The organism is Burkholderiales bacterium, assembly GCA_023511995.1.
In the GTDB taxonomy this organism is placed as follows: Bacteria; Pseudomonadota; Gammaproteobacteria; order Burkholderiales; family Thiobacteraceae; genus Thiobacter.
This window is the reverse complement of record JAIMAL010000008.1, coordinates 38,564-58,501: the sequence shown is the minus strand read 5'-3', so window position 1 is coordinate 58,501 and position 19,938 is coordinate 38,564. Positions and strand designations below refer to the sequence as shown.

The 19,938-nt window shown below is 66.6% G+C and carries 21 protein-coding genes; 15 read left to right on the top strand and 6 right to left on the bottom strand.

Annotation, left to right across the window (positions count from 1 at the left end):
- Entirely contained in the window at positions 1-606 is a 606-nt protein-coding gene (gene mobA / locus K6T56_05900; GenBank protein MCL6555877.1) for a molybdenum cofactor guanylyltransferase, read from the bottom strand.
- Between the two features lie 166 nt (positions 607-772).
- On the opposite strand from mobA, the gene K6T56_05895 reads away from it, so the two are divergent.
- The 9 genes from K6T56_05895 (at position 773) to xerD (ending at position 9,315) form a co-directional block, all read left to right on the top strand.
- Complete coding sequence (locus tag K6T56_05895) at positions 773-1,531, top strand: phosphate/phosphite/phosphonate ABC transporter substrate-binding protein (GenBank protein ID MCL6555876.1); 759 nt, start codon at positions 773-775, stop codon at positions 1,529-1,531.
- Entirely contained in the window at positions 1,528-4,338 is a 2,811-nt protein-coding gene (locus K6T56_05890) for an EAL domain-containing protein (GenBank protein ID MCL6555875.1), read from the top strand. The genes K6T56_05895 and K6T56_05890 overlap by 4 nt, the downstream gene beginning before the upstream one ends.
- Before the next feature lie 34 nt (positions 4,339-4,372).
- Positions 4,373-4,612, top strand: a complete 240-nt coding sequence (gene rpsP, locus K6T56_05885) for a 30S ribosomal protein S16 (protein MCL6555874.1) — start codon at positions 4,373-4,375, stop codon at positions 4,610-4,612.
- 13 nt (positions 4,613-4,625) lie between these two features.
- Positions 4,626-5,108 carry a ribosome maturation factor RimM gene (gene rimM, locus K6T56_05880; GenBank protein MCL6555873.1) on the top strand — a complete coding sequence of 161 codons (483 nt, stop codon included), beginning with the start codon at positions 4,626-4,628 and terminating at the stop codon, positions 5,106-5,108.
- A 34-nt stretch (positions 5,109-5,142) separates the two neighbouring features.
- Positions 5,143-5,886: a tRNA (guanosine(37)-N1)-methyltransferase TrmD gene (gene trmD / locus K6T56_05875; GenBank protein ID MCL6555872.1), complete on the top strand. Its 744-nt coding sequence runs from the start codon at positions 5,143-5,145 to the stop codon at positions 5,884-5,886.
- A gap of 36 nt (positions 5,887-5,922) precedes the next feature.
- Positions 5,923-6,300, top strand: a complete 378-nt coding sequence (rplS, locus tag K6T56_05870; GenBank protein MCL6555871.1) for a 50S ribosomal protein L19 — start codon at positions 5,923-5,925, stop codon at positions 6,298-6,300.
- A gap of 255 nt (positions 6,301-6,555) precedes the next feature.
- Positions 6,556-7,947, top strand: coding sequence for a hypothetical protein (locus tag K6T56_05865; GenBank protein MCL6555870.1), 1,392 nt, complete (start codon positions 6,556-6,558; stop codon positions 7,945-7,947).
- The gene (locus K6T56_05860; protein ID MCL6555869.1) at positions 7,944-8,411 is read left to right on the top strand and encodes a methylated-DNA--[protein]-cysteine S-methyltransferase; all 468 of its coding nucleotides are present in this window, start codon (positions 7,944-7,946) and stop codon (positions 8,409-8,411) included. Before K6T56_05865 ends, K6T56_05860 begins: the two co-directional genes overlap by 4 nt.
- Positions 8,395-9,315, top strand: coding sequence for a site-specific tyrosine recombinase XerD (xerD, locus tag K6T56_05855; GenBank protein ID MCL6555868.1), 921 nt, complete (start codon positions 8,395-8,397; stop codon positions 9,313-9,315). Before K6T56_05860 ends, xerD begins: the two co-directional genes overlap by 17 nt.
- A gap of 5 nt (positions 9,316-9,320) precedes the next feature.
- Here the strand turns inward: xerD and K6T56_05850 are convergent, their stop codons facing one another.
- Positions 9,321-10,052: a sulfite exporter TauE/SafE family protein gene (locus K6T56_05850; GenBank protein MCL6555867.1), complete on the bottom strand. Its 732-nt coding sequence runs from the start codon at positions 10,050-10,052 to the stop codon at positions 9,321-9,323.
- A gap of 6 nt (positions 10,053-10,058) precedes the next feature.
- The gene (locus tag K6T56_05845; protein ID MCL6555866.1) at positions 10,059-10,415 is read right to left on the bottom strand and encodes a dihydroneopterin aldolase; all 357 of its coding nucleotides are present in this window, start codon (positions 10,413-10,415) and stop codon (positions 10,059-10,061) included.
- A 50-nt stretch (positions 10,416-10,465) separates the two neighbouring features.
- On the opposite strand from K6T56_05845, the gene plsY reads away from it, so the two are divergent.
- Together plsY and K6T56_05835 are read left to right on the top strand one after the other, a co-directional pair.
- Positions 10,466-11,092 (top strand): glycerol-3-phosphate 1-O-acyltransferase PlsY, encoded by a 627-nt coding sequence (plsY, locus tag K6T56_05840; GenBank protein ID MCL6555865.1) that lies wholly within the window; start codon positions 10,466-10,468, stop codon positions 11,090-11,092.
- A gap of 6 nt (positions 11,093-11,098) precedes the next feature.
- Positions 11,099-11,893 carry a hypothetical protein gene (locus K6T56_05835; GenBank protein MCL6555864.1) on the top strand — a complete coding sequence of 265 codons (795 nt, stop codon included), beginning with the start codon at positions 11,099-11,101 and terminating at the stop codon, positions 11,891-11,893.
- Here K6T56_05835 and tsaD read toward each other — a convergent pair.
- Complete coding sequence (tsaD, locus tag K6T56_05830; GenBank protein ID MCL6555863.1) at positions 11,864-12,901, bottom strand: tRNA (adenosine(37)-N6)-threonylcarbamoyltransferase complex transferase subunit TsaD; 1,038 nt, start codon at positions 12,899-12,901, stop codon at positions 11,864-11,866. The genes K6T56_05835 and tsaD overlap by 30 nt on opposite strands.
- An 85-nt stretch (positions 12,902-12,986) precedes the next feature.
- On the opposite strand from tsaD, the gene rpsU reads away from it, so the two are divergent.
- On the top strand, positions 12,987-13,199 hold the full coding sequence (gene rpsU / locus K6T56_05825; GenBank protein MCL6555862.1) for a 30S ribosomal protein S21: 213 nt from the start codon (positions 12,987-12,989) through the stop codon (positions 13,197-13,199).
- Between the two features lie 123 nt (positions 13,200-13,322).
- On the opposite strand, the gene K6T56_05820 is transcribed toward rpsU, so the two are convergent.
- Both K6T56_05820 and K6T56_05815 read right to left on the bottom strand, forming a co-directional pair.
- A complete protein-coding gene (locus tag K6T56_05820; protein MCL6555861.1) occupies positions 13,323-14,141 on the bottom strand; it encodes a PhnD/SsuA/transferrin family substrate-binding protein in 819 nt (272 codons plus the stop codon).
- Positions 14,142-14,149: 8 nt separating this feature from the next.
- Positions 14,150-15,454 (bottom strand): diguanylate cyclase, encoded by a 1,305-nt coding sequence (locus K6T56_05815; protein ID MCL6555860.1) that lies wholly within the window; start codon positions 15,452-15,454, stop codon positions 14,150-14,152.
- 144 nt (positions 15,455-15,598) lie between these two features.
- On the opposite strand from K6T56_05815, the gene K6T56_05810 reads away from it, so the two are divergent.
- The 3 genes from K6T56_05810 (at position 15,599) to rpoD (ending at position 19,821) form a co-directional block, all read left to right on the top strand.
- Positions 15,599-16,045, top strand: a complete 447-nt coding sequence (locus tag K6T56_05810; GenBank protein ID MCL6555859.1) for a GatB/YqeY domain-containing protein — start codon at positions 15,599-15,601, stop codon at positions 16,043-16,045.
- Positions 16,046-16,121: 76 nt separating this feature from the next.
- Entirely contained in the window at positions 16,122-17,858 is a 1,737-nt protein-coding gene (dnaG, locus tag K6T56_05805) for a DNA primase (protein ID MCL6555858.1), read from the top strand.
- Positions 17,859-17,943: 85 nt separating this feature from the next.
- Positions 17,944-19,821 carry an RNA polymerase sigma factor RpoD gene (gene rpoD, locus K6T56_05800; GenBank protein MCL6555857.1) on the top strand — a complete coding sequence of 626 codons (1,878 nt, stop codon included), beginning with the start codon at positions 17,944-17,946 and terminating at the stop codon, positions 19,819-19,821.
- Positions 19,822-19,938 lie beyond the last annotated feature (117 nt).

Here is a 19,938-nt window from a genome sequence, read left to right as displayed (position 1 = left end):
TCAGGAGCGGTGGGGCAGGTCTTCGAGGGCAGCGAGTTGTTCCGGGCGGTTCAGGTTGACGAAGAAGGCGGCCTCGTCGTCGAAGTCGGCCACGGCGCGCTTGAGGCCAGTCTGCCAGGCTTCCACCTGGCGGCCGCCCTGGGCCAGGTATTGGGCGAGGCTTGCGCCTACCCGGGTGTGCATGAGGCAGATGGCGTTCTGGGTACGGCCCTTGACGAGGGGCACGGCGAGGTCGAAATCCCCCGCGCTCAGGGCGTCCCAGAGACGGGCCACCAGATCGTCCGGCAGGAAAGGCGTGTCGCAGGGCACGGCGAGCAGCAGCCCGTGGCGGGTTTCCAGAAGGCCGCGGGCGATGCCCGCCAGGGGGCCCACGTAGCCTTCCGTGCGGTCCGTGAGCACCGGGTGGCCGAAACGGGCGTAGGCTTCGAGATTGCGGTTGGCGGAAATCAGGATGTCGGTGACCTGGGGGCGGATGCGGCTCAACACCCATTCGATGAGGGGCCGGCCGCGCAGAGGGACGAGTCCCTTGTCCTGCCCACCCATGCGGCGGCCTTCTCCGCCGGCGAGGACGAGGCCGGTGATGGCGGGGCGGGAGGTTTCCGACATGGGGTAAATATAGCCTGAGCGGAGCGCGCCGTTCATTGGGTGGATTCGTTGGAATTTAACCGTATCATACGGCTTTGACCCCACACCCATAAAATCGCTCGCTGCCGGCATTCTTTTTCTGCTTCTCCTCGCCCCGCATGCGTGGGGAGAAACCTATACCTTCGGCGTGCTGCCCCATCGCAACCCCGTCCTCACCGCCCGCTACTGGAACCCCATTCTCGATTATGTCGGGCGCAAGGCGGGGGTGACCCTAGAACTCGCCACGCGGCGCGATTCCCAGGAATATTCGGCGGCCGAGGCGCGCGGCGAATTCGATTTCGTTTACAACAACCACATCTTCGCCCCCAGCCATGCGCAAGCCCGCTACCGGGTGATCGCTCGGCCGGTCGGTGAGCCGATCCGCAGCCAGATCGTCGTCGCGGACACCTCGCCGATCCATTCCCTGGCGGAGCTGCAGGGGCAGGAGGTGGGCTTTCCCAACCGCAACGGCTTCACCGGCTATGCCGTTCCCATGGTGGCCTTGTATGCAGCGAAGGTGCAGGTGAAACCGGTGTTCGCTGGCAACCAGGAAGGCGTGATGGCGCAGCTCAAAGCGGGACAGATTGCCGCGGCTGCTGTCAATTCCCGCGTGATGGAGGAGTATGCGGCGCGGGAACACTTCCGCTACCGTGTCCTGTGGACCTCTGAGCCTTTCCTCGATCTGCCGGTGGCGGTGCATCCCCGCGTGCCGGCGAAGGTGGCTTCCGCGGTGCAGGCCGCCCTCATCGGCATGACGGCGGATGCGGAGGGACGTCGCATCCTCGAGGCGAGTGCCGCCGTGATCAACCAGAAGCCGCCTTATGGCTTCGTCGCCGCGCAGGATGCGGAATACGACAACCAGCGCGCGGTCTACCGCCGCCTGTGGCAAGCCGAGGGCCGCCAGTGAACCTTGCCGCGATCCGCCTGTGGGAGAAGCTTCCCCTGATTGGCAGGGTGATGCTCATCACCACCCTGGCGCTTCTCGTGGCGGGCACGCTGCTGCTTTTGGTTTCCACCCGCTCCGAGGCGGAATTCGCCCGCGGCCAGATCGTCGAGCATCTGGAGGCGGAGCTTGTCTCCCTCGAGGCGGCGCTGGCGGAAAGTGCGGTGATCGGCGATTACGCGAGCATCGAGTTGCAGCTTCGCCAGCGGGTGAAGAAGCGCGATGTGCGGCGCATGGTGTTCACCACGCCCCGCGGCAATCCCCTTGCCGCCGCCGACAAGGATGAGCCGGCGAAAGCCCCCCGTTGGTTTGCCCGCCTGGCCGACGTTCCCTCGCCAAAGGCAAGCCGCACCCTTTTCATCGGTGGCCGCAGCTATGGCGAGATCACTGTCGAGATGACCGCGCAGCCGACGGTGGACCGCCTGTGGTCGGCCTTCCTCCGGCATCTCTTGATTCTGCTCGTCGCTCTCGGCATCGATTTCTCCGGCATCTTCTTCATCCTGCGGCGGGGGCTCGCGCCCTTGGCGGCGCTGAAAGAGGGTGCCCGGCGCATCGCCGCCGGGGATTACGCGGCGCGCCTACCCGCCGCCGGCAGCCCCGAACTGCGGGAAGTGATCACTGCCTTCAACCGCATGGCCGAAACCGTGGCCGCTGCCCGCAGGGAACTGCTTGCCGAACACGAGCGGCTTGCCGTCACCCTGAGCTCCATCGGCGATGGCGTGATCAGTACCGATCAGGAGGGCCGGGTGGTGTTCATGAACCCGGTGGCGGAACGGCTCACCGGCTGGCTCCTTGCGGAAGCAAAGGGGCGCTCCATCCTCCAGGTCTTTCCCACCGTCGATGAGCGCACGCGGGAGGAGACAGAGTGTCCTGTGGGACAGGTGTTGCGGGAGGGTCGTGCCGTGCGCCTGGCCAACCACACCCTGCTCATCGCCCGGGATGGGCAGGAGCGACCCATTGCCGATTCCGCCGCACCCATCCGCGCCGCCGACGGGCGCATCTTCGGCGCGGTGCTGGTCTTCCGCGACCAGACGGAGGAACGGCGCACCCTGGAAAAGCTGCGGCTTGCGGCAAGCGTCTACGAACATTCCCTGAACGGGGTGATGATCACCGACCGCAACACCCACATCATCGCCGTCAACCCCGCCTTCACACGCATCACCGGTTATACGCCCGAGGAGGTGATGGGCAGGAAACCCCGCGTGCTTTCCTCCGGCCGACATGATGCGGGGTTTTATGCCGCCATGTGGGCGCAGATCCGCGAGACGGGCCAGTGGCTGGGGGAAATCTGGAACCGGCGCAAGGAAGGGGGCATCTACCCGGAGGAGCTTGCCATCATCGCCGTCAAGGACGAGGAAGGGGAGGTGACCCATTACATCGGCATCTTCCGCGATCTCACCCAGGTCAAGGTGCAGGAGGAACAGTTGCGCCATCTGGCGCACCACGATCCGCTGACCGGCCTGCCCAACCGGGCGCTGCTGGCGGACCGTCTGAAGGTGGCCCTGTCCCAGGTGGAGCGCAGTGGCCGTCGGCTTGCCGTGTGTTACCTCGACCTGGACGGCTTCAAGCCCATCAACAACAGCTTCGGGCACGCCACCGGAGACCGGCTGCTCGTGGAAATCGGGCAACGCCTGGCAGCCAGCGTGCGCGGCGGCGATACCGTGGCCCGCCTGGGGGGCGATGAGTTCGTGCTCCTTCTCACCGAGCTTGCCGACGAGGTGGAATGTCTCACCGTGCTCACCCGCCTCCTCGAGGCGGTGGCCCGGCCCGTGGCCGTGGAGGGCCTGGTTCTCAACGTCACCGCAAGTGTGGGGGTCACCCTCTATCCCAATGATGGAGTGGACGCCGATACCCTGCTGCGCCACGCCGACCAGGCCCTCTATGCGGCCAAGGAGGCGGGCCGCAACCGCATCCATCTCTTCGACCCGCAGCGGGACAGCGAGGCGCGCAGCCGACGTGCCCTGTTGGAGCGCCTGGCGGTGGCGCTGGCCCAAGGGGAGTTCGTGCTCCACTATCAGCCCAAGGTGGACCTGCGCCAGGGTCGCGTCATCGGTGTCGAGGCGCTGATCCGCTGGCAGCATCCGGAGCGCGGCTTGGTGCCGCCCGCCGAATTCCTGCCCGTTCTGGAGGGCAGCGATCTCGAGGTCAGCGTGGGCGAATGGGTGATCGAAGCGGCCCTTTCCCAGATGGCGCGCTGGCGCGAGCGCGGCCTCGACCTGCCGGTGGCGGTCAACATCGCACCGCGGCATCTGGCGCGGGAAGATTTCGGGGAGCGTCTTCGCCGACTGCTTGCCCGGCATCCGCCCCTACCGCTGGGTCACCTGCAGCTCGAGGTGGTGGAAAGCGCGGCGCTCGCCGACATCGAGCACGTGGCCCGCCTCATCGAGACCTGTCGGCAACTGGGGGTGACCTTTGCGCTGGACGATTTCGGCACCGGCTATTCCTCCCTCACCTATCTGCGGCGCCTGCCTGCGGACCTGGTCAAGATCGACCAGAGCTTCGTGCGCGACCTGCTCATCGACCAGAACGATCTTGCCATCGTGCAGGGCATCATCGGGCTCACCGAGGCCTTCGGCATGACCGTGTTGGCCGAGGGGGTGGAAACGGAAGCCCATGCGCGGGCGCTGCTGGATCTTGGCTGCGGACTCGGTCAGGGCTACGGGATTGCCCGCCCCATGCCGGCGGAGGCCCTGCCCGAGTGGTATGCCCACTGGCGGCCGCCCGCTTGGTCAGCCGGGACGCACCTTGCCAGCGGCGGGAAAACCCAATAAAATCCCCCACTTTTCCGTTCCCAAGGCAAACAACATGGTGGTGATCCGACTTTCCCGGGGCGGCGCAAAAAAGCGCCCCTTCTACAACGTGGTGGTGACCGATTCCCGGCGCCGGCGCGATGGCAATTTCATCGAGCGCGTGGGCTTTTACAATCCCGTGGCGCCCGAGGGGACCGAGTCCCTGCGCATCAACAAGGAACGCGTGGCCTACTGGCAGAGCGTCGGTGCGAAGCTTTCCGACACCGTTGCCAAGCTCCTCAAGCACGCCTCCTGAAGAGAAGTGGGTGGTGATGGGGCGGGTCACCGGCCCCTTCGGTGTGCTGGGCTGGATCAAGGTCCATCCCTACACCGAGAAAGCCGCCGGGCTTGCCCGCTACCGCCGCTGGTGGCTGGGACGCGAGGCGCCCTACACCGGCTATGAGGTGGTGGAAGCCAGGGCGCACGGGGCGGCGGTGGTGGCCAAGCTTGCCGGCATCGAGGACCGCGACGAGGCGGCGAAGCTCAAGGGTCAGTGGGTGGTGGTGCCGCGGGGCGAGCTGCCGCGGCCCGGCAAGGACGAATATTACTGGGTCGATTTGATCGGCCTGACCGTGGTGAACACCGAAGGGGTCCGTTTCGGCACCGTCAAGACGCTGCTTGAAACCGGCGCCAACGATGTGTTGGTGGTGCAGGGGGAACGGGAGCGGTTGATCCCCTTCATCCGGCAGGTCATCCTCGACGTGGACCTGACGGCCGGCACCATCCGGGTGGATTGGGGGGTGGACTATTAAGCCCCGCTTCGATGTGATCACCCTCTTCCCGCCCATGTTCGATGCGGTGGCGAAGCAGGGGATCACCGCCAGAGCCCTGGAGCAGGGGCTGTGGACGCTGCGGCTGTGGAATCCCCGGGATTTCGCCACGGATGCCTACCGCACCGTGGACGACCGGCCCTACGGCGGCGGGCCGGGCATGGTGATGCTGGCCGAGCCGCTGGAGAAGGCCATCGAGGCGGCGCGGGCGGCGCAACGGGATGCGGGGATCGCCCGCAGCCGGGTGATCTACCTCTCGCCCCAGGGGGCGCGGCTGGATCACGCGCGGGTCATGTCCCTGGCCGGGGAGCCGGGGCTCGTGCTGCTTTGCGGGCGCTATGAGGGCGTGGACGAACGGCTCATCCAGCGCGAGGTGGATGAGGAGCTGTCCATCGGCGACTATGTGCTCTCCGGTGGCGAGCTCGCCGCCATGGTGGTGATCGACGCCGTCGTGCGTCAACTGCCGGGAGCGGTGGGCGATGCGGACTCGGTGGTGGAGGAGTCCTTCGTCAAGGGCCTGCTGGACCATCCCCACTACACGCGGCCGGAAGTCTATCGGGGCATGCCGGTACCGCCGGTGTTGTTGTCGGGGCACCACGAGCGCATCCGCCTGTGGCGGCTGAAGGAAGCCATGTTGCGCACCTGGGAGCGACGGCCGGATCTTTTTGCGCGCTGGCTCAAGGAACACCGCCTGACCCCGGAAGAGGCCAGGCTTTGGCAGGAATTGAAACGGGAACGCGGCATCGACGGGGACGCATGAGGCCCGCCGACCGAATGGGAAAACAAGGAGTAAGCCATGAATCTCATCCAGCAAATCGAAGCGGAAGAAATCGCCCGTCTGGGGAAGACCATCCCCGATTTCGCCCCCGGTGACACCGTCGTCGTGCAGGTGAAGGTGAAGGAGGGCAACCGGGAAAGGCTGCAAGCCTTCGAGGGGGTGGTGATCGCCAAGCGCAACCGCGGCCTCAATTCCTCCTTCATCGTGCGCAAGATTTCCTCTGGCGAGGGCGTGGAGCGGACCTTCCAGACCTATTCGCCGACGGTGGCCTCCATCGAGGTGAAGCGCAAGGGTGACGTGGCCCGCGCCAAGCTCTACTACCTGCGCAGCCGCTCCGGTAAATCGGCCCGCATCAAGGAAAAGCTCACCGGTAAAAGCCAGGCGGCGGCCCAGTAACGGCGAGCCTCGCGCAACGATCCGCCCCATGGCGGCGCCGAAGGGGGCAAGCCTTGCCCCCTGCGCGCGTTCAACGCGCCCTGGGAAAAACGAAAAACGCCTTCCGCCCCGCAAAGGGAGGGAATCCATCCGCGTCTCATCAGGGTCGCAGGGTGCCCGTTCCCCCCATTGTCTTCGACCCGCCCCATGCCATTGGCCAGTCAAGCCCGCCCATGCCACCCCCCACAGGGGTGGGCGGGGTATAAAATGCCCGCCATGCGGCGCCTTGGCCTCCTTCTCTTTCTGCTCCCCCTTGCGGCAGCGGCCGATTCCCTGACCACCGCCCGCACCTTCCTGGAACTGGGCCTGCCGCGGCTGGCCCTCAGTCGCGTGGAGCGGGACCAGCCGGCAAACCCCAAGGCGCCCGACTGGCTGGAATGGGAGTCGCTGCGGCTTACCCTGCTGGCGCAAATCCAGGCGCCCGACCGGCTGCTGGCGCGGGTGAAGGACCTGCCAGCGGAGCTTCCTGCCGATTTCCGGCAAAAGGTGCTGGGCCATGCCGCCTGGGCGCATCTGGAACGGGGCGAGGGGGCGGCCGCCCGCGCGGAGCTGGCGCGGCTTTTGTGGACCTTTCCTTTGTCTTCCGAAAACCACCGCTGGGCGCGGCGCCTGGTGATCCGTTCCTGGCTTGCGGATCACCGGCCGGAGGAAGCCTATCGCGCCATGCTGCGGTATCAGCAGGATTTCGCGCCGCTGGAGCGGGAGGTGGCGGCGGAGTTCGTGCGGGGGCTGCTTGCCGAGGGGCGCGCCGCGGAGGCGCTCACCTGGCTCAATCAACTGGATTCGGCGTCAGCGGTGGCCGTGTGGGCCCGCCTTGAAGCCGGGTTGATGGCGCCGGAGGAGGCGGCGGCGCGGGCGGGGACGGAGCTCGCCCGCGTTCCCCAGGCCGCCGACTGGGTGCGGGTGCTGGCGGTGGCGGCGGCAAAAATGGGGGATCCGCTCCTTGCCCTCGACGCCTTGGAGCGGGAGGCCGCGGCGGGGGAGAAAGACCGGCTTGCCGCGCTCTGGCGAAGCTATGGTGCGCTGGGGGAAGCGACGGGCAACCGCGCCCAGCTTCTGCAGGGCGAGGATGAAGCCTGGCTGGCATTGGCCGCGGGGCTTGCGGCAACGGAGCCGCTGCGGGCGAGGGTGGTGTATGGGACGCTGGCGCAGAAGGGTAGCCAGGCCGAAACCCGGCAGACGGCGCGTCGGCGGCTTTTTGTCCTCCTCGCGCAAGGGGGGCGGGGAGAGCTTGCGGCGCGCCTGCTCAAGGCCTCGCCCTGGGGCGAGGCGCCCGTGTCGCCTGAGGCCGGTCTGCGCTTTGCCATCGATGCCGCCGAGGCGCTGCCGCCATCGGCGCGCCCGGCGGTCCTGCTGGCCGCGGCCCGTTACGGGGAACTCGAGGGCCGGCCCGAGCTTGCCGCCGATGCGGCGGTGCAGGCGGTGCTCGCCACGGATTTGCGCAACCCCGACCTCGCCGCCACCGAGACCCTGAAGAGGGCGCTCGCCTATCTGGAAAGGGCGGGGCTTGGCCTCGAGGCGGCGGCGCTACACCGCTACGCCCTCGCCCAGCGGGCACCGCAGCCTGTCGGAAAGACCACGCGCCCTGCGCGGAAGCGTGCCCCATGAGGCTCCATCAGGCGAAGCTTGCCACGCCCTTCGCCACCCTGGGCATCCGCACCCAGGGCAATCGCCTCATCGCCATCGATTTTCTGCCGCGCGGGGCGACGCCCAAGGCGCCGGAGGATGCCTTCACCGCGCGCGTGGTGGAAGAGATCGAAGCCTATCTTACCGATCCCCGTCACGTCTTCGACCTGCCGCTTTGCCCCGGCGGGAGCCCCCATCAGCAAAGGGTGTGGGCGGCCTTGAGGGGCATCGGGCCGGGGGAGGTGGTGACCTATGGGGAGCTCGCCCGGAGGCTGGGGTCCAGTGCCCGCGCGGTGGGGCAGGCCTGTGGCGCCAATCCCATCCCCTTGGTGATTCCCTGTCACCGGGTGGTGGCGCGCGGGGGTATCGGCGGCTTCATGGGGCAAAGAGAGGGTTTTGCCCTCGCCATCAAGGAGTGGCTGCTAGCCCATGAGCGGGCGCAATGAGCGACGCGCGGAATCGGCGGCCAGCGCGGCGCTGCTGGACGAATTCTGCGACGCCCTGTGGCTCGAAGAAGGCTTGTCCCGCAACACCCTGGCGGCCTATCGGCGCGATCTCGCCAAATTCGCCGTCTGGCTGGAGGCGCGGGGGGCGGACCTCACCACCGCCAGTCGGGCGCAGCTTTTGGCCTTCCTAGCCGAATGGGCGCCCCGCATGAAGGCGAGCAGCACCGGCCGCTTCCTCTCCAGCGTACGGCGCTTCTACCAGCATGCTCTGCGGCAGGGTCGCCTCACCGTGGACCCCACCCTGGAGGTGGAGCGCCCCAAACGCCCGCGGCCGCTGCCCAAAAGCCTGAGCGAAGGGGAAGTGGAAGCACTCTTGGCCGCGCCCGATGTCACCACGCCTTTGGGTCTGCGCGACCGCGCCATGCTGGAGACCCTCTACGCCACCGGTCTGCGGGTGAGTGAACTGACGGGGCTGGCGCTTGCCCAGTTGAGCCTCGAGGCAGGGGTGGTACGGGTGATGGGAAAAGGCGCGAAGGAAAGGCTGGTGCCCCTCGGGGAGGTGGCGGCGGAATGGCTTGGCCGTTATCTAGCCGGGGCGCGGCCGGCGTTGCTTGCGGGCCGGGTGAGCGAGGCGGTGTTCGTCACCGGTCGCGGTGGCGCCATGACCCGGCAGATGTTCTGGAATCTCATCAAGCGTTATGCGCGGCGGGCGGGTATCAGGGAGACGCTGTCCCCCCATACGCTGCGTCATGCCTTTGCCACGCATCTCCTCAACCACGGCGCCGATCTGCGCGTGGTGCAGATGCTTCTGGGGCATGCCGACATCTCCACCACCCAGATTTACACCCACGTGGCGCGGGAGCGGCTCAAGGCGCTGCACGCCCGGCATCATCCGCGGGGATGAAGGCCTCAGGCCAGCGCTTTCCACAGGAGGCTTGCGCCACTGCCCAACAGCAAAAGACCGATCAGGCGCACCATCTGTGCATTGCTGATGCCCACATGGACACGGCTGCCCAGCCACAGGCCGAGGGCCATGAGGGGTAGCGCTGCGGCATAGGCGGCGAAGGTGGCGGCGGTGAGGATGCCGGTGGCGAGGAAAACTACGATGCGCAGGCCGCCGTCGATGACGAAGAGGAGCGAGGTGGTGGCGCGGAAGACCGACTTGTCCCGTATCCGGTGGCTGAGATAGATCACATAGGGCGGCCCTCCCGTGCCGAACAGGGCGCTCACCGTGCCGCCGACGAGACTGGCGGGCAGCGCCCACCAGCGGGAGACGGGCTCACTGCCCCCCAGGGAGAGGAGATTGCGCAGGGCAAAGAGAATGACCACCGTGCCCAGGGTGGCGAGCAAAGCCTGGCGGTCCAGATTCATGAGCAGGGTGGCTCCCACTCCCACCCCCACCGCGCTGCCGGGCAGCAGCGGCTTGAGCTCCTTCCAGGCCACCAGGCGCCGGTTGGCGCGCCCCAGGATCACCGAGCCGGTGACATCGAGGAGAAGCACGAAGGGCACGACCTTAATCAGGGGAAAGACCTGGGCGAGCAGCGGCACGGCGATCAAGCCGGAGCCGAAGCCGGAGATGCCCCGCACGAAATAGGCGAGGAGGATGACGCCGGCGGCGAAGCCGTAGGCGAGGACCTCCATGGGCGTTCAGATCCTTTCGCCCCGTTCGATGGTGAGGCCGACGCGGCGGATGTTGCGCAGCATGCAAAGCTTGGTGACGGTGACGCGCACCCAGGGGGCGCCGAATTCATGGCGGACGATGTGGGCGATGTGTTCCGCCAACGCTTCCAGAAGGTCGAAGCGCCTTCCCTTCAGGCTTTCCTCGATGCGGCCCACAATGGCGCCATAATCCAGCGTGTCCTCGATGCGGTCGGTCTGGCCGGCGCGGCTTCCGGGCAGGCCGATGTCCAGTTCCAGCTCGATGGTTTGCGGCATCCTGCGCTCCCACGGATAGATGCCGATGGAAAGCTCGATGCGCCAATCCCGCAGAAAAATGATGTCCACGAAAAAACTGACGTAAAATCAAAAAGTCTCGCATTTTATCTGGTTTTGCCATGGCCCCGATAGCACTTCTCGTCTGCGCCTACCTGGTGGGCTCGCTCTCCTTTGCCGTGATCGTGAGCCGGATCTTCGGCCTACCCGATCCCCGTTCCTATGGTTCGGGCAACCCCGGCGCCACCAATGTGCTGCGCAGTGGCCGCAAGGCAGCGGCGGCGCTCACCCTTGTGGGCGATGCGGCGAAGGGCTGGCTGGTGATGGCCGCGGCCCTCCATTTCGGCCCCCTTTGGCAGATTCCGGAACCTGCCGTGGCCGGAGCGGGGATTGCCGTTTTCCTCGGGCATCTGTTTCCGGTGTTTTTCGGCTTCCGCGGCGGCAAGGGGGTGGCCACCGCCTTCGGCATCCTCCTCGCCCTGAGCGTGTGGGTGGCGGCGGCAGCGGCCGCCGCCTGGCTGCTCACCTTCGCCATGTTCCGCGTCTCCTCCCTCTCGGCGCTGGTGGCGGCGGCCCTGGCACCCATTTTTGCCGCCCTCATGCTGCCGGGGCTCTATACGGGGCTGGTGATCCTCCTCGCCGCGCTCCTCGTCTGGCGCCACCGGACCAACATCCGCCGTCTGCTGCGGGGTGAAGAGGCCGGTTTTGCCGGGCCCCGCCCCCGGCCCCAGGACATGCCCCCCGAGTGAGTGGCCATGGCCTGGTTCGAAAAGGAGATGGATTACGCCAGGAGCAGCCTGGAGAAGGTGGCGGAGCATGCCATCGACCGGGCCGGCGAGCGGCTGGATGCCACTGTCCGTGACGGCATCGTCATGGCGGCGCGGGAAATGCGCGAGATCGTCATGGATGCAAGCCGCGAGGTGGACGACAAGCTCACGCGGATTTCCGAGGAGCTCCACGCCCAGCGGCAGTTCACCAAGGCGGACGTGAAGGAGCTGGTGGACTACGCCGCCGACCGGCTCGGGGAGACCCTGGATGCGCGCATCGCTGCGGCCAAGGCGGAAATCGCCAGCCTGGTGCAGGAAAAGGTCGAATACTTCAAGCGGGAGATCGACGGCTTCTTTGTCGCCCGCCAGCGGGATATCGCGCGGGAGCGCCGGCGGCTGATCGCCAACGTGCTGATCGCGGTGGCCGCCGCCTTTCTCATGGGCTGGGTTTCCCTGGTCTATCACCGGGTGCTCGGTGGCGGCATGGACCTGTTCGGCGTTTTCCGCGCCGTGTTCGTGGCGCTGGCGGGGGGCTACGGCGTTTATCTAGTGGTGGCGTGGCTGCGCCGCTACCGCAAGATGGCGGAACACGAGAAAGACCTCGTCTTCCTCACCATGCGCTACTGGGGGGTGCTCAAGCCGGAAAACCTCTTCGGCCACCTCCTGCTGCTCGCGGTGCTGGCGGTTCTTTACGCCATCCTCTTTTATCCGGAAGAGCTCGCCCGTTTCACCGGCAGCGGCTGGCTGATGGATTTAGTCGAGCGGCTGCACGGGCGACCCTGAGGGCGGGCGCAGGCTCGCCAGCTCCCAGCGGGGGCGGACGCCGAAGCCATACTGGCGGCGCCCCTCGGCAAGGCGCATGGCGCCGGCGAAGGCGATCATGGCTCCGTTGTCGGTGCAGAATTCCAGCTTCGGATAGAAAACCCGCACGCTCCTGCCGGCGGCAGCCTCGGCCAGCCGCTCCCGCAGGCGGGCGTTGGCCCCCACGCCGCCCGCCACCACCAGGCGGGAAAGCCCCGTTGCTTCCAGCGCCGCCATGGCCTTCGCGGTGAGCACCTCGGTGATGGCCTCCTGCACCTCTGCCGCCAGATCGGCGCGCATTTCCGCGTCGAGGACATGCTCCCGCGCGAACTTAAGCACGGCCGTTTTCAGGCCGCTGAAGCTGAAATCGAGATCGCCGCTGTTAAGCATCGGGCGCGGCAGGCGGACGCGCCCCGGCCGGCCCTGGGCGGCCAGGCGTGCCAGCGCTGGCCCACCGGGATAGCCCAGACCCAGAAGTTTTGCCGTCTTGTCGAAGGCTTCGCCCGCGGCGTCGTCCAGGGTCTCCCCCAGCAGGCGGTAGCGGCCCACTCCTTCCACGGCCATGAGCTGGGTGTGACCGCCCGAAACCAGCAGGGCGACGAAGGGGAAGGCCGGCGGCTCGGCCTCCAGCAGGGGGGCAAGGAGGTGGCCTTCCAGATGATGGATGCCAATCACCGGCCGCCCGAGGGCGAAGCCCAACCCGCAGGCCACCGCCGCGCCCACCAAGAGGGCGCCCGCCAGACCCGGCCCCTCGGTGTAGGCAATGGCATCCACATCCCCCACGGAAAGCCCGCCCTCCGCCAGGACCTGGCGGATGAGGGGCAGGATGCGGCGGATGTGGTCGCGGGAAGCGAGCTCGGGCACCACCCCGCCGTATTCCTCGTGCATGCGCACCTGGGAATGCAGGGCGTGGGCGACCAACCCCCGTTCCGTGTCGTAAAGGGCAACACCTGTCTCATCACAGGAGGTTTCGATCCCCAGCACCCGCATGGGGGGATTGTACCGCGGCAAGCCTTGTTCGGCGGGCTTTTTCCCGTTAAGATTGCACTTTTTCGTATTTGACCGAGGGGGTTTGATGCCTGTCGTACGCGTGAAGGAAAACGAGCCCTTTGATGTGGCTTTGCGCCGCTTCAAGCGCACCATCGAAAAAAGCGGCCTGCTCACCGAGCTGCGGGCCCGGGAGTACTACGAAAAGCCCACCGCCGAGCGCAAGCGCAAGCTCGCGGCGGCGATCAAGCGCCACCACAAGCGGCTGCGCAGCCAGATGCTGCCGCCCAAGCTGTACTGAACCCCTTTTCCAGCCGGCGGGGGCTGCGATGGGCCCGTCTCCGCCCCCATGGCCGGCGGCCCCTCAACCTCTTGTCCTCTGCGCCGGCGGCGCCCGCCGGCCGCTTATGCCCGCCTTCCCCCTTCAGGGCTTGCGGAAGGGGGCGATCAGCCGGCGGATGACCTCGTAGTCCCGGTCCGTCACGGTGACGAAGCCGTCATAGCCCGCGTCCAGTTCCCGCAGGATGGCCTTGTGGGCGGGATCCGTCGCCTTGAGCTCGAGAAAAGCCGCCTTCAGCTTGGCCACGGTGGCGGCGGGCACGGTGGAGTTCACCGCAAACACGTAGCCCGGCAGGGGCGGCGAGGTATAAAGGCGTCGCAGCCCCCGCGCCTCGAATTCCTCGAAAACCGTGTCCTTGAGAATGCCGGCATCGAAATCCCGGTTGAGCACCGCCTTGGCGATGTTGTCGTAATGCTTGAGGTAATCGTAGGCGGCGAACTCCTCCAGACGGATGCCGCTGCCCACCACCACCGCCGGCTGCAGCAACGCCTTGGGGTCGCCGAAGGCGAAGCGCCGGCCCCGCAGGTCCGTCACCTTCTGGTACGGGCTGTCGGCGCGCACGGCGATGACCAGGGTGAAGGTGGATTGGCCGTGGGTCAGGGGGCTCACCAAGGGTTCCACGCCGTATTTTTCCCGCGCCTCCAGATAGGCCACGGGGGTGAGATAGGCGATCTGGGTCACGTTGCCTCCCAGGTCATTCACCGCCGAGCCCAGGTTGGGCGAGGCGCGGAACTGGACGTCGAGCCCGGTCTTGCGGCTCAGGTATTCGGTGAGGGGGGTGAGCCTTCGCACCATTTCGGCGGGCACATCCATGGCGACGGACCCGAGGAAGAGGGTCTGCCCCTGGGCGGTGGCGGCCCAGAGGAGGAGGACGGAGAGCACACTGCGCCAAACCAACATCATCGACTCCTTCATGCATTGAGATGGCTTGCAAAGGGGTAACACACCGCCTGGCCCCGGCCGCGCCGCTTGGCCTCGTAGAGGGCTTCGTCGGCGGCACCGTAGAGGGCCTCCACACTGTGGGTGAGTCTGTCGGTACAGGCCACGCCGATGGAAAGGCTCACGGCAAGGGGTTTGCCCTCGAAGCTCAGGTTCAGATTTCCGGCCAGGGCAAGCAGCTCTTCGGCCACCACGCGGGCTTCCCCGGCGGTGGTGTGATGCAGAAGAAAGGCGAACTCGTCGCCCCCCAGGCGCGCCACCACATCGGTGCTGCGCATGCGGGCGCGGAAGGCGGCGGCCAGGGCCTGCAGCACCACATCCCCCGCGGCATGGCCGAAGGTGTCGTTGATCTCCTTGAAGCGGTCCACGTCCGCCAAAAGCAGGCATAGCGGCTCGCCGAAGCGCTGGGCGCGGGCAAAGGCCGCCGCCAGGTGGTCGTCGAAATAGCGGCGGTTGCGCAGCTCGGTGAGGCTGTCGGTCACCGCCAGTTTTTCCACCAGCGCCAGCGCCTTCTCCAGCTCCCGGGTGCGGGCTTCCAGCTCCTGGGTGCGCGCCTGGAGTGCCTCGTTGGTCTGCATCAGGGCCGTGCCAGCGAGGTCGATTTTTTCCCGCAGGCGCTGCTGGGTTTCCGCCACCCTTGCCTGGAGGGCGCCGAAGACCCGGGCGAGCTCGCCGATTTCGTCCCTGCTGCGCACCTCCGGCAGGGGCGCGGCGGTGTCTCCCTGTTCCTCAAGGCTTTGCATGTGGCGGCTTAAGTCCACCACCGGCCTCACGATGAGGCGGGAGACGGCAAAATGGATGAGCAGGGCCAGCAACAGGCTGAAAAAGGCCTGCTCGAGGAGAACATTTCGATACACGGCCGCGATTTGCCCCTCCAGCCGGGCCAGGGAGAGGAGGAGCTCCACTTCGCCCACCGGTTTGCCGGTGAAGAGGACAGGCAGCCGGAAGGCGAGACTCGCTGTGCCGGGCAGGTGGGGTGCTGTGCGCGTCACCATGACCTTACCCGTGCGGTCGCGGATGGTGACGGCGAGCACATCCTCCTGGCGCACCAGGCGATCGGCCAGGGACTCCATGTTGGAATAGTCGTAGCCCACCACCAGATTGGCCACGGCTTCCGCCAGCAGGGCCGCGCGTTCCTGCCCGGAGCGGGCCAGCTCGTTCATCAGGCGTTGCCGCTCCGCCTGCACGCGCAGGCTGCCCACGACGACGAAAGCCGTGACCACACCCACCAGGGTGATGGCCACCAGTTTGAAGCGCAGACCAGCAGGGACTTTCATACCAGTTTCAAGGCCCGGGCGGGGTAACCTCTTCAACAACGGCGCCGCTTTCCCATCCTTGAGGGCGATTTCATCGGCGAGGGGGGTGGGTGCTAACATTGCAGGAGGCCGGCCCGCTCAACCTTGCCGGTGGGGGAAGACACCATGACGCTCAAAGACCGCATCACCGAGGACATGAAACAGGCCATGCGCGCCAAGGATGCCCAGCGGCTGTCCTGCCTGCGGCTGCTTCTGGCGGCGATCAAACAGCGGGAGGTGGACGAGCGCATCGTGCTCGACGACGCCCAGGTCCTTTCCGTCATCGAAAAGATGATCAAGCAGCGGCAGGAGTCCGTGGCCCAGTACGAGAAAGGTGGCCGCCAGGACCTCGCCGACGCGGAAAAATTCGAGATCGAGGTGCTGAAGACCTACCTCCCCGAGCCCCTTTCCGAACAGGAAGTGCAAAACCTCATCGAGGCCACCCTCGCGGAGACGGGGGCGAGCACCCCTGCGGACATGGGGCGGGTGATGAACGCCTTGCGGCAGAAGCTGGCGGGGCGCGCCGACATGGGCAAGGTCTCCGCCCTGGTCAAGGCGCGGCTTGCCCGCTGACGATCATGACGCCTCCGTCCTCGCCCTTCACTCCTGCCTTTGCGTAGGCGAACACGCTGCGCGTGATGAGGGAAGGATGATTCCCCAGTCCTTCATCGATGAGCTCCTCCTTCGCCTGGACATCGTCGAGGTGGTGGGGCGCTATGTGCCGCTGAAAAAGGCCGGCGCCAACTACACCGCCTGCTGCCCTTTCCACCAGGAAAAGACCCCCTCCTTCACCGTAAGCCCCAGCAAGCAGTTCTATCACTGCTTCGGCTGTGGCGCCCATGGCACCGCCATCGGCTTCGTCATGGAATACGAGGGCATCGGTTTCGTCGAGGCGGTCAAATTGCTGGCCGGCCGGCTGGGGCTGGCGGTGCCGGAGGCACGCGGGCAGGCGTCGCGGCAGCAGGAGGGGGGACATACGGCGTTGGCGGCCGTGCTGCGCCAGGCACTGGACTATTACCGTCAGGCCCTGAAGGCGGCACCGGAGGCCATCGCCTATCTCAAGGGGCGGGGCGTGTCCGGGGAGATCGCCGCCCGCTTCGGCATCGGCTATGCCCCTCCCGGCTGGCAGAATCTGAAGGCTGTTTTCCCCGACTACGCCACCTCGCGCGCCCTGGTGGAGGCGGGGCTGGTGGTGGAAGGGGAAAACGGCCACCGGCACGACCGGTTCCGCGACCGCATCATTTTTCCCATCCTCGATCAGCGGGGCAATGTCATCGGCTTCGGTGGGCGGGTGCTGGGCGCGGGGGAACCGAAATATCTCAATTCGCCGGAAACGCCGCTCTTCCAGAAGGGGCGGGAGCTCTACGGGCTGCCGCAGGCGCGCCGGGCCATCCGCGAGGCTGGCCGCGTGCTGGTGGTGGAGGGCTACATGGACGTGGTGGCCCTGGCCCAGCACGGCGTGGAATACGCCGTGGCCACCCTAGGCACCGCCACCACCGCCCAACACGTGGAACGTCTGCTGCGCCTTGCCGACCACATCGTCTTTTGCTTCGATGGCGATGCGGCGGGACGGCGTGCCGCCTGGCGGGCCCTGGAAAACAGCCTGCCGGCGCTTTCCGATGGGGCGCGGGTCGCCTTCCTTTTGCTGCCGGAAGGCGAGGATCCGGATTCCTTCATCCGCAGTCAGGGGCGCGCCGCCTTCGAGGGTCTGCTCAAGGAAGCCGTGCCCTTGAGCCAATTCCTGTTCCGGGAACTGACGGCGGGAGATGACCTTGACAGCGCGGAAGGCCGCGCGCGCCTTCTGCAGGCGGCCCGGCCCCTGATCGGGAAAGTGGGGGCTCCCCTTCTTGCCGCCCTGCTGCGCAAACGGCTCGCCGAGCTTGCTGGACTCAACCCGGTCGAAATCGATGCCCTGCTGCCCGCCGCGCCAGTCTCCCGGGCGGAGCCCACCCGGCCAGCCGCGCCCCCCCATCGCCGCGCCCCCTCCCGCAACCGGCAACTACTGCGGCTCATTCTGGCGCGGCCGAGCCTGGCGCGCGGCGTGACGTGGGAGGCGGAGGCCGCCGACGATGCCGAGGGCAGGCTGGTGGAGGCCGTGCTTGCATATCTGGCGGACCATCCCCATGTGGAAACCGGCGCCCAGCTCCTGGAGGCCTTCCGCGATTCGGAATGGAGGCCGCTTTTGGAAGCGGTGGCGGCGGAAGCCCTGCTCCTTGACGAGGGTTTCGATCTGGAACGGGAATTCGCCGACGCCCTGGCGCGGGTCAACGAGGCGGTGCGGCGGCGGCGCATCGAGCGGCTGCTGGCGCTGGAACGTGCCCAGGGACTCACCCCGGAGCAAAAAGAGCTTCTGCGGCGGGAACTTGCCGCGAGGCGCCCCGCCTAAAGGCTGTAGGCGGAAAGCCGAAAACTGGTTAAAATACGCAGTTTTTTTGGCGCAATCCAAAACCAACCTGGACTCGGGCATCACTATGGCTAGCGAATACGACAAGCAGGACACCCGGCCCAACGAGGCCGACGAACGGCGGCTGCGTCTGAAGAATCTCATCGTCCTGGGCAAGGAGCGCGGCTACCTCACCTATGCGGAGATCAATGACCACCTGCCCGACGACATGCTGGATGCGGAGCAGATCGAGGGCATTGTCGCCATGCTCAACGACATGGGCATCAATGTCTATGACGAGGCGCCGGATGCCGAGACCCTGATCATGACCGAAAACACGGCGGTGGCGGCCGACGAGGACGTGGTGGAGGAGGCCGAGCAGGCCCTGTCCACCGTCGATTCCGAGTTTGGCCGGACCACGGACCCGGTGCGCATGTACATGCGGGAGATGGGTTCGGTGGAGCTGCTCACCCGTGAGGGCGAAATCGAGATCGCCAAACGTATCGAGGACGGCCTCAAACACATGATCCAGGCGATCTCCGCCTGTCCCACCACCATCGCCGAAATCCTCGCCATGGCGGAGAAGGTCGAGCGCGACGAAATGCGCATCGACGAGCTCATCGATGGCCTCATCGATCCCAACGACGTGGAGGAGGTCAGCGAGGAAATGGCGGAGGCGGACGAAGAGTCCATGGCCGCCGACGAGGTGGAGGCGGACGAGGAGGAGGCCGGCAGCGTGCAGTCGGCGAGCCTGCTGCAGCTCAAGGCGGATGCGCTGGAGCGTTTCGCCGTCATCCGTCAGCTCTACAACAAAATGGTCAAGGCGTTGGAAAAGCACGGCCCGGACAGCAAGAGCTACAAGAAACTGCAGGAGCAGATTTCCAACGAACTGATGGGCATCCGCTTCACCGCCAAGCAGATCGAAAACCTCTGCGACAGCGTGCGCAAGCTGGTGGAGGAAGTACGCGGCTACGAGCGGGCCATCATGGAGCTGTGCGTCAACAAGTGCGGCATGCCCCGGGCGCATTTCATCAAGTCCTTCCCGGGCAATGAGGTGAACCCGGAGTGGCTGACGCAGGAGCTGCGCGCCCGCAAGCCCTACGTGGAGCAACTGGCGCGCTTCAAGCACGACATCCTTGATCTGCAGGAAAAACTCATGGCCGTGCAGGCCCGGGTGGGCATCCCCATCAAGGACCTGAAGGAGATCTCGCGGCAGATGTCCACTGGCGAGGCCAAGGCGCGGCGGGCGAAGCGGGAGATGATCGAGGCCAATTTGCGCCTGGTGATCTCCATCGCCAAGAAATACACCAACCGGGGGCTGCAGTTCCTGGATTTGATCCAGGAAGGCAACATCGGCCTCATGAAGGCGGTGGACAAGTTCGAATACCGGCGCGGCTACAAGTTTTCCACCTACGCCACCTGGTGGATCCGGCAGGCCATCACCCGTTCCATCGCCGATCAGGCGCGTACCATCCGTATTCCGGTGCACATGATCGAGACCATCAACAAGATGAATCGCATCTCGCGCCAGATTCTGCAGGAGACGGGGCAGGAGCCCGATCCCGCGCTGCTGGCGAAAAAGATGGACATGCCCGAGGAGAAAATCCGCAAGATCCTCAAGATCTCCAAGGAACCGATTTCCATGGAGACGCCCATCGGCGACGACGAGGATTCACATCTGGGCGATTTCATCGAGGATGTTTCCACCATGCAGCCGGTGGATGCCGCCGTGTATTCCAGTCTGCGCGAGGCGACGCGGGAGGTGCTCGAGTCGCTGACGCCGCGGGAGGCCAAGGTGCTGCGCATGCGCTTCGGCATCGAAATGAATACCGACCACACCCTGGAGGAAGTGGGCAAACAGTTCGATGTCACCCGCGAGCGCATCCGTCAGATCGAAGCCAAGGCCCTGCGCAAGCTGCGCCATCCCAGCCGGTCCGAGCGGCTGCGCAGCTTCCTCGACGAGTGATGGCGATCATTTCGCGAAAGGCCGGCATTGCCGGCCTTTTTTTCATGGGTGCGTCGGCTGCCGATTGCGCCCCCTTGGCCCGCGCGCATAGAATGGCGGCCTTGCGCGGACCTTGGC

Bases quoted from the DNA above. Each gene is read 5' to 3' on its own strand.
- mobA (MCL6555877.1), bottom strand. From the start codon at position 606: ATGTCGGAAACCTCCCGCCCCGCCATCACCGGCCTCGTCCTCGCCGGC.
- K6T56_05820 (MCL6555861.1), bottom strand. From the start codon at position 14,141: ATGATGTTGGTTTGGCGCAGTGTGCTCTCCGTCCTCCTCCTCTGGGCC.
- rpsP (MCL6555874.1), top strand. From the start codon at position 4,373: ATGGTGGTGATCCGACTTTCCCGGGGCGGCGCAAAAAAGCGCCCCTTC.
- K6T56_05810 (MCL6555859.1), top strand. From the start codon at position 15,599: ATGACGCTCAAAGACCGCATCACCGAGGACATGAAACAGGCCATGCGC.
- K6T56_05815 (MCL6555860.1), bottom strand. From the start codon at position 15,454: ATGAAAGTCCCTGCTGGTCTGCGCTTCAAACTGGTGGCCATCACCCTG.
- K6T56_05835 (MCL6555864.1), top strand. From the start codon at position 11,099: ATGGCCTGGTTCGAAAAGGAGATGGATTACGCCAGGAGCAGCCTGGAG.
- K6T56_05850 (MCL6555867.1), bottom strand. From the start codon at position 10,052: ATGGAGGTCCTCGCCTACGGCTTCGCCGCCGGCGTCATCCTCCTCGCC.
- tsaD (MCL6555863.1), bottom strand. From the start codon at position 12,901: ATGCGGGTGCTGGGGATCGAAACCTCCTGTGATGAGACAGGTGTTGCC.
- xerD (MCL6555868.1), top strand. From the start codon at position 8,395: ATGAGCGGGCGCAATGAGCGACGCGCGGAATCGGCGGCCAGCGCGGCG.
- K6T56_05860 (MCL6555869.1), top strand. From the start codon at position 7,944: ATGAGGCTCCATCAGGCGAAGCTTGCCACGCCCTTCGCCACCCTGGGC.
- plsY (MCL6555865.1), top strand. From the start codon at position 10,466: ATGGCCCCGATAGCACTTCTCGTCTGCGCCTACCTGGTGGGCTCGCTC.
- trmD (MCL6555872.1), top strand. From the start codon at position 5,143: ATGTTCGATGCGGTGGCGAAGCAGGGGATCACCGCCAGAGCCCTGGAG.
- rpoD (MCL6555857.1), top strand. From the start codon at position 17,944: ATGGCTAGCGAATACGACAAGCAGGACACCCGGCCCAACGAGGCCGAC.
- rplS (MCL6555871.1), top strand. From the start codon at position 5,923: ATGAATCTCATCCAGCAAATCGAAGCGGAAGAAATCGCCCGTCTGGGG.
- K6T56_05865 (MCL6555870.1), top strand. From the start codon at position 6,556: ATGCGGCGCCTTGGCCTCCTTCTCTTTCTGCTCCCCCTTGCGGCAGCG.
- rpsU (MCL6555862.1), top strand. From the start codon at position 12,987: ATGCCTGTCGTACGCGTGAAGGAAAACGAGCCCTTTGATGTGGCTTTG.
- dnaG (MCL6555858.1), top strand. From the start codon at position 16,122: ATGATTCCCCAGTCCTTCATCGATGAGCTCCTCCTTCGCCTGGACATC.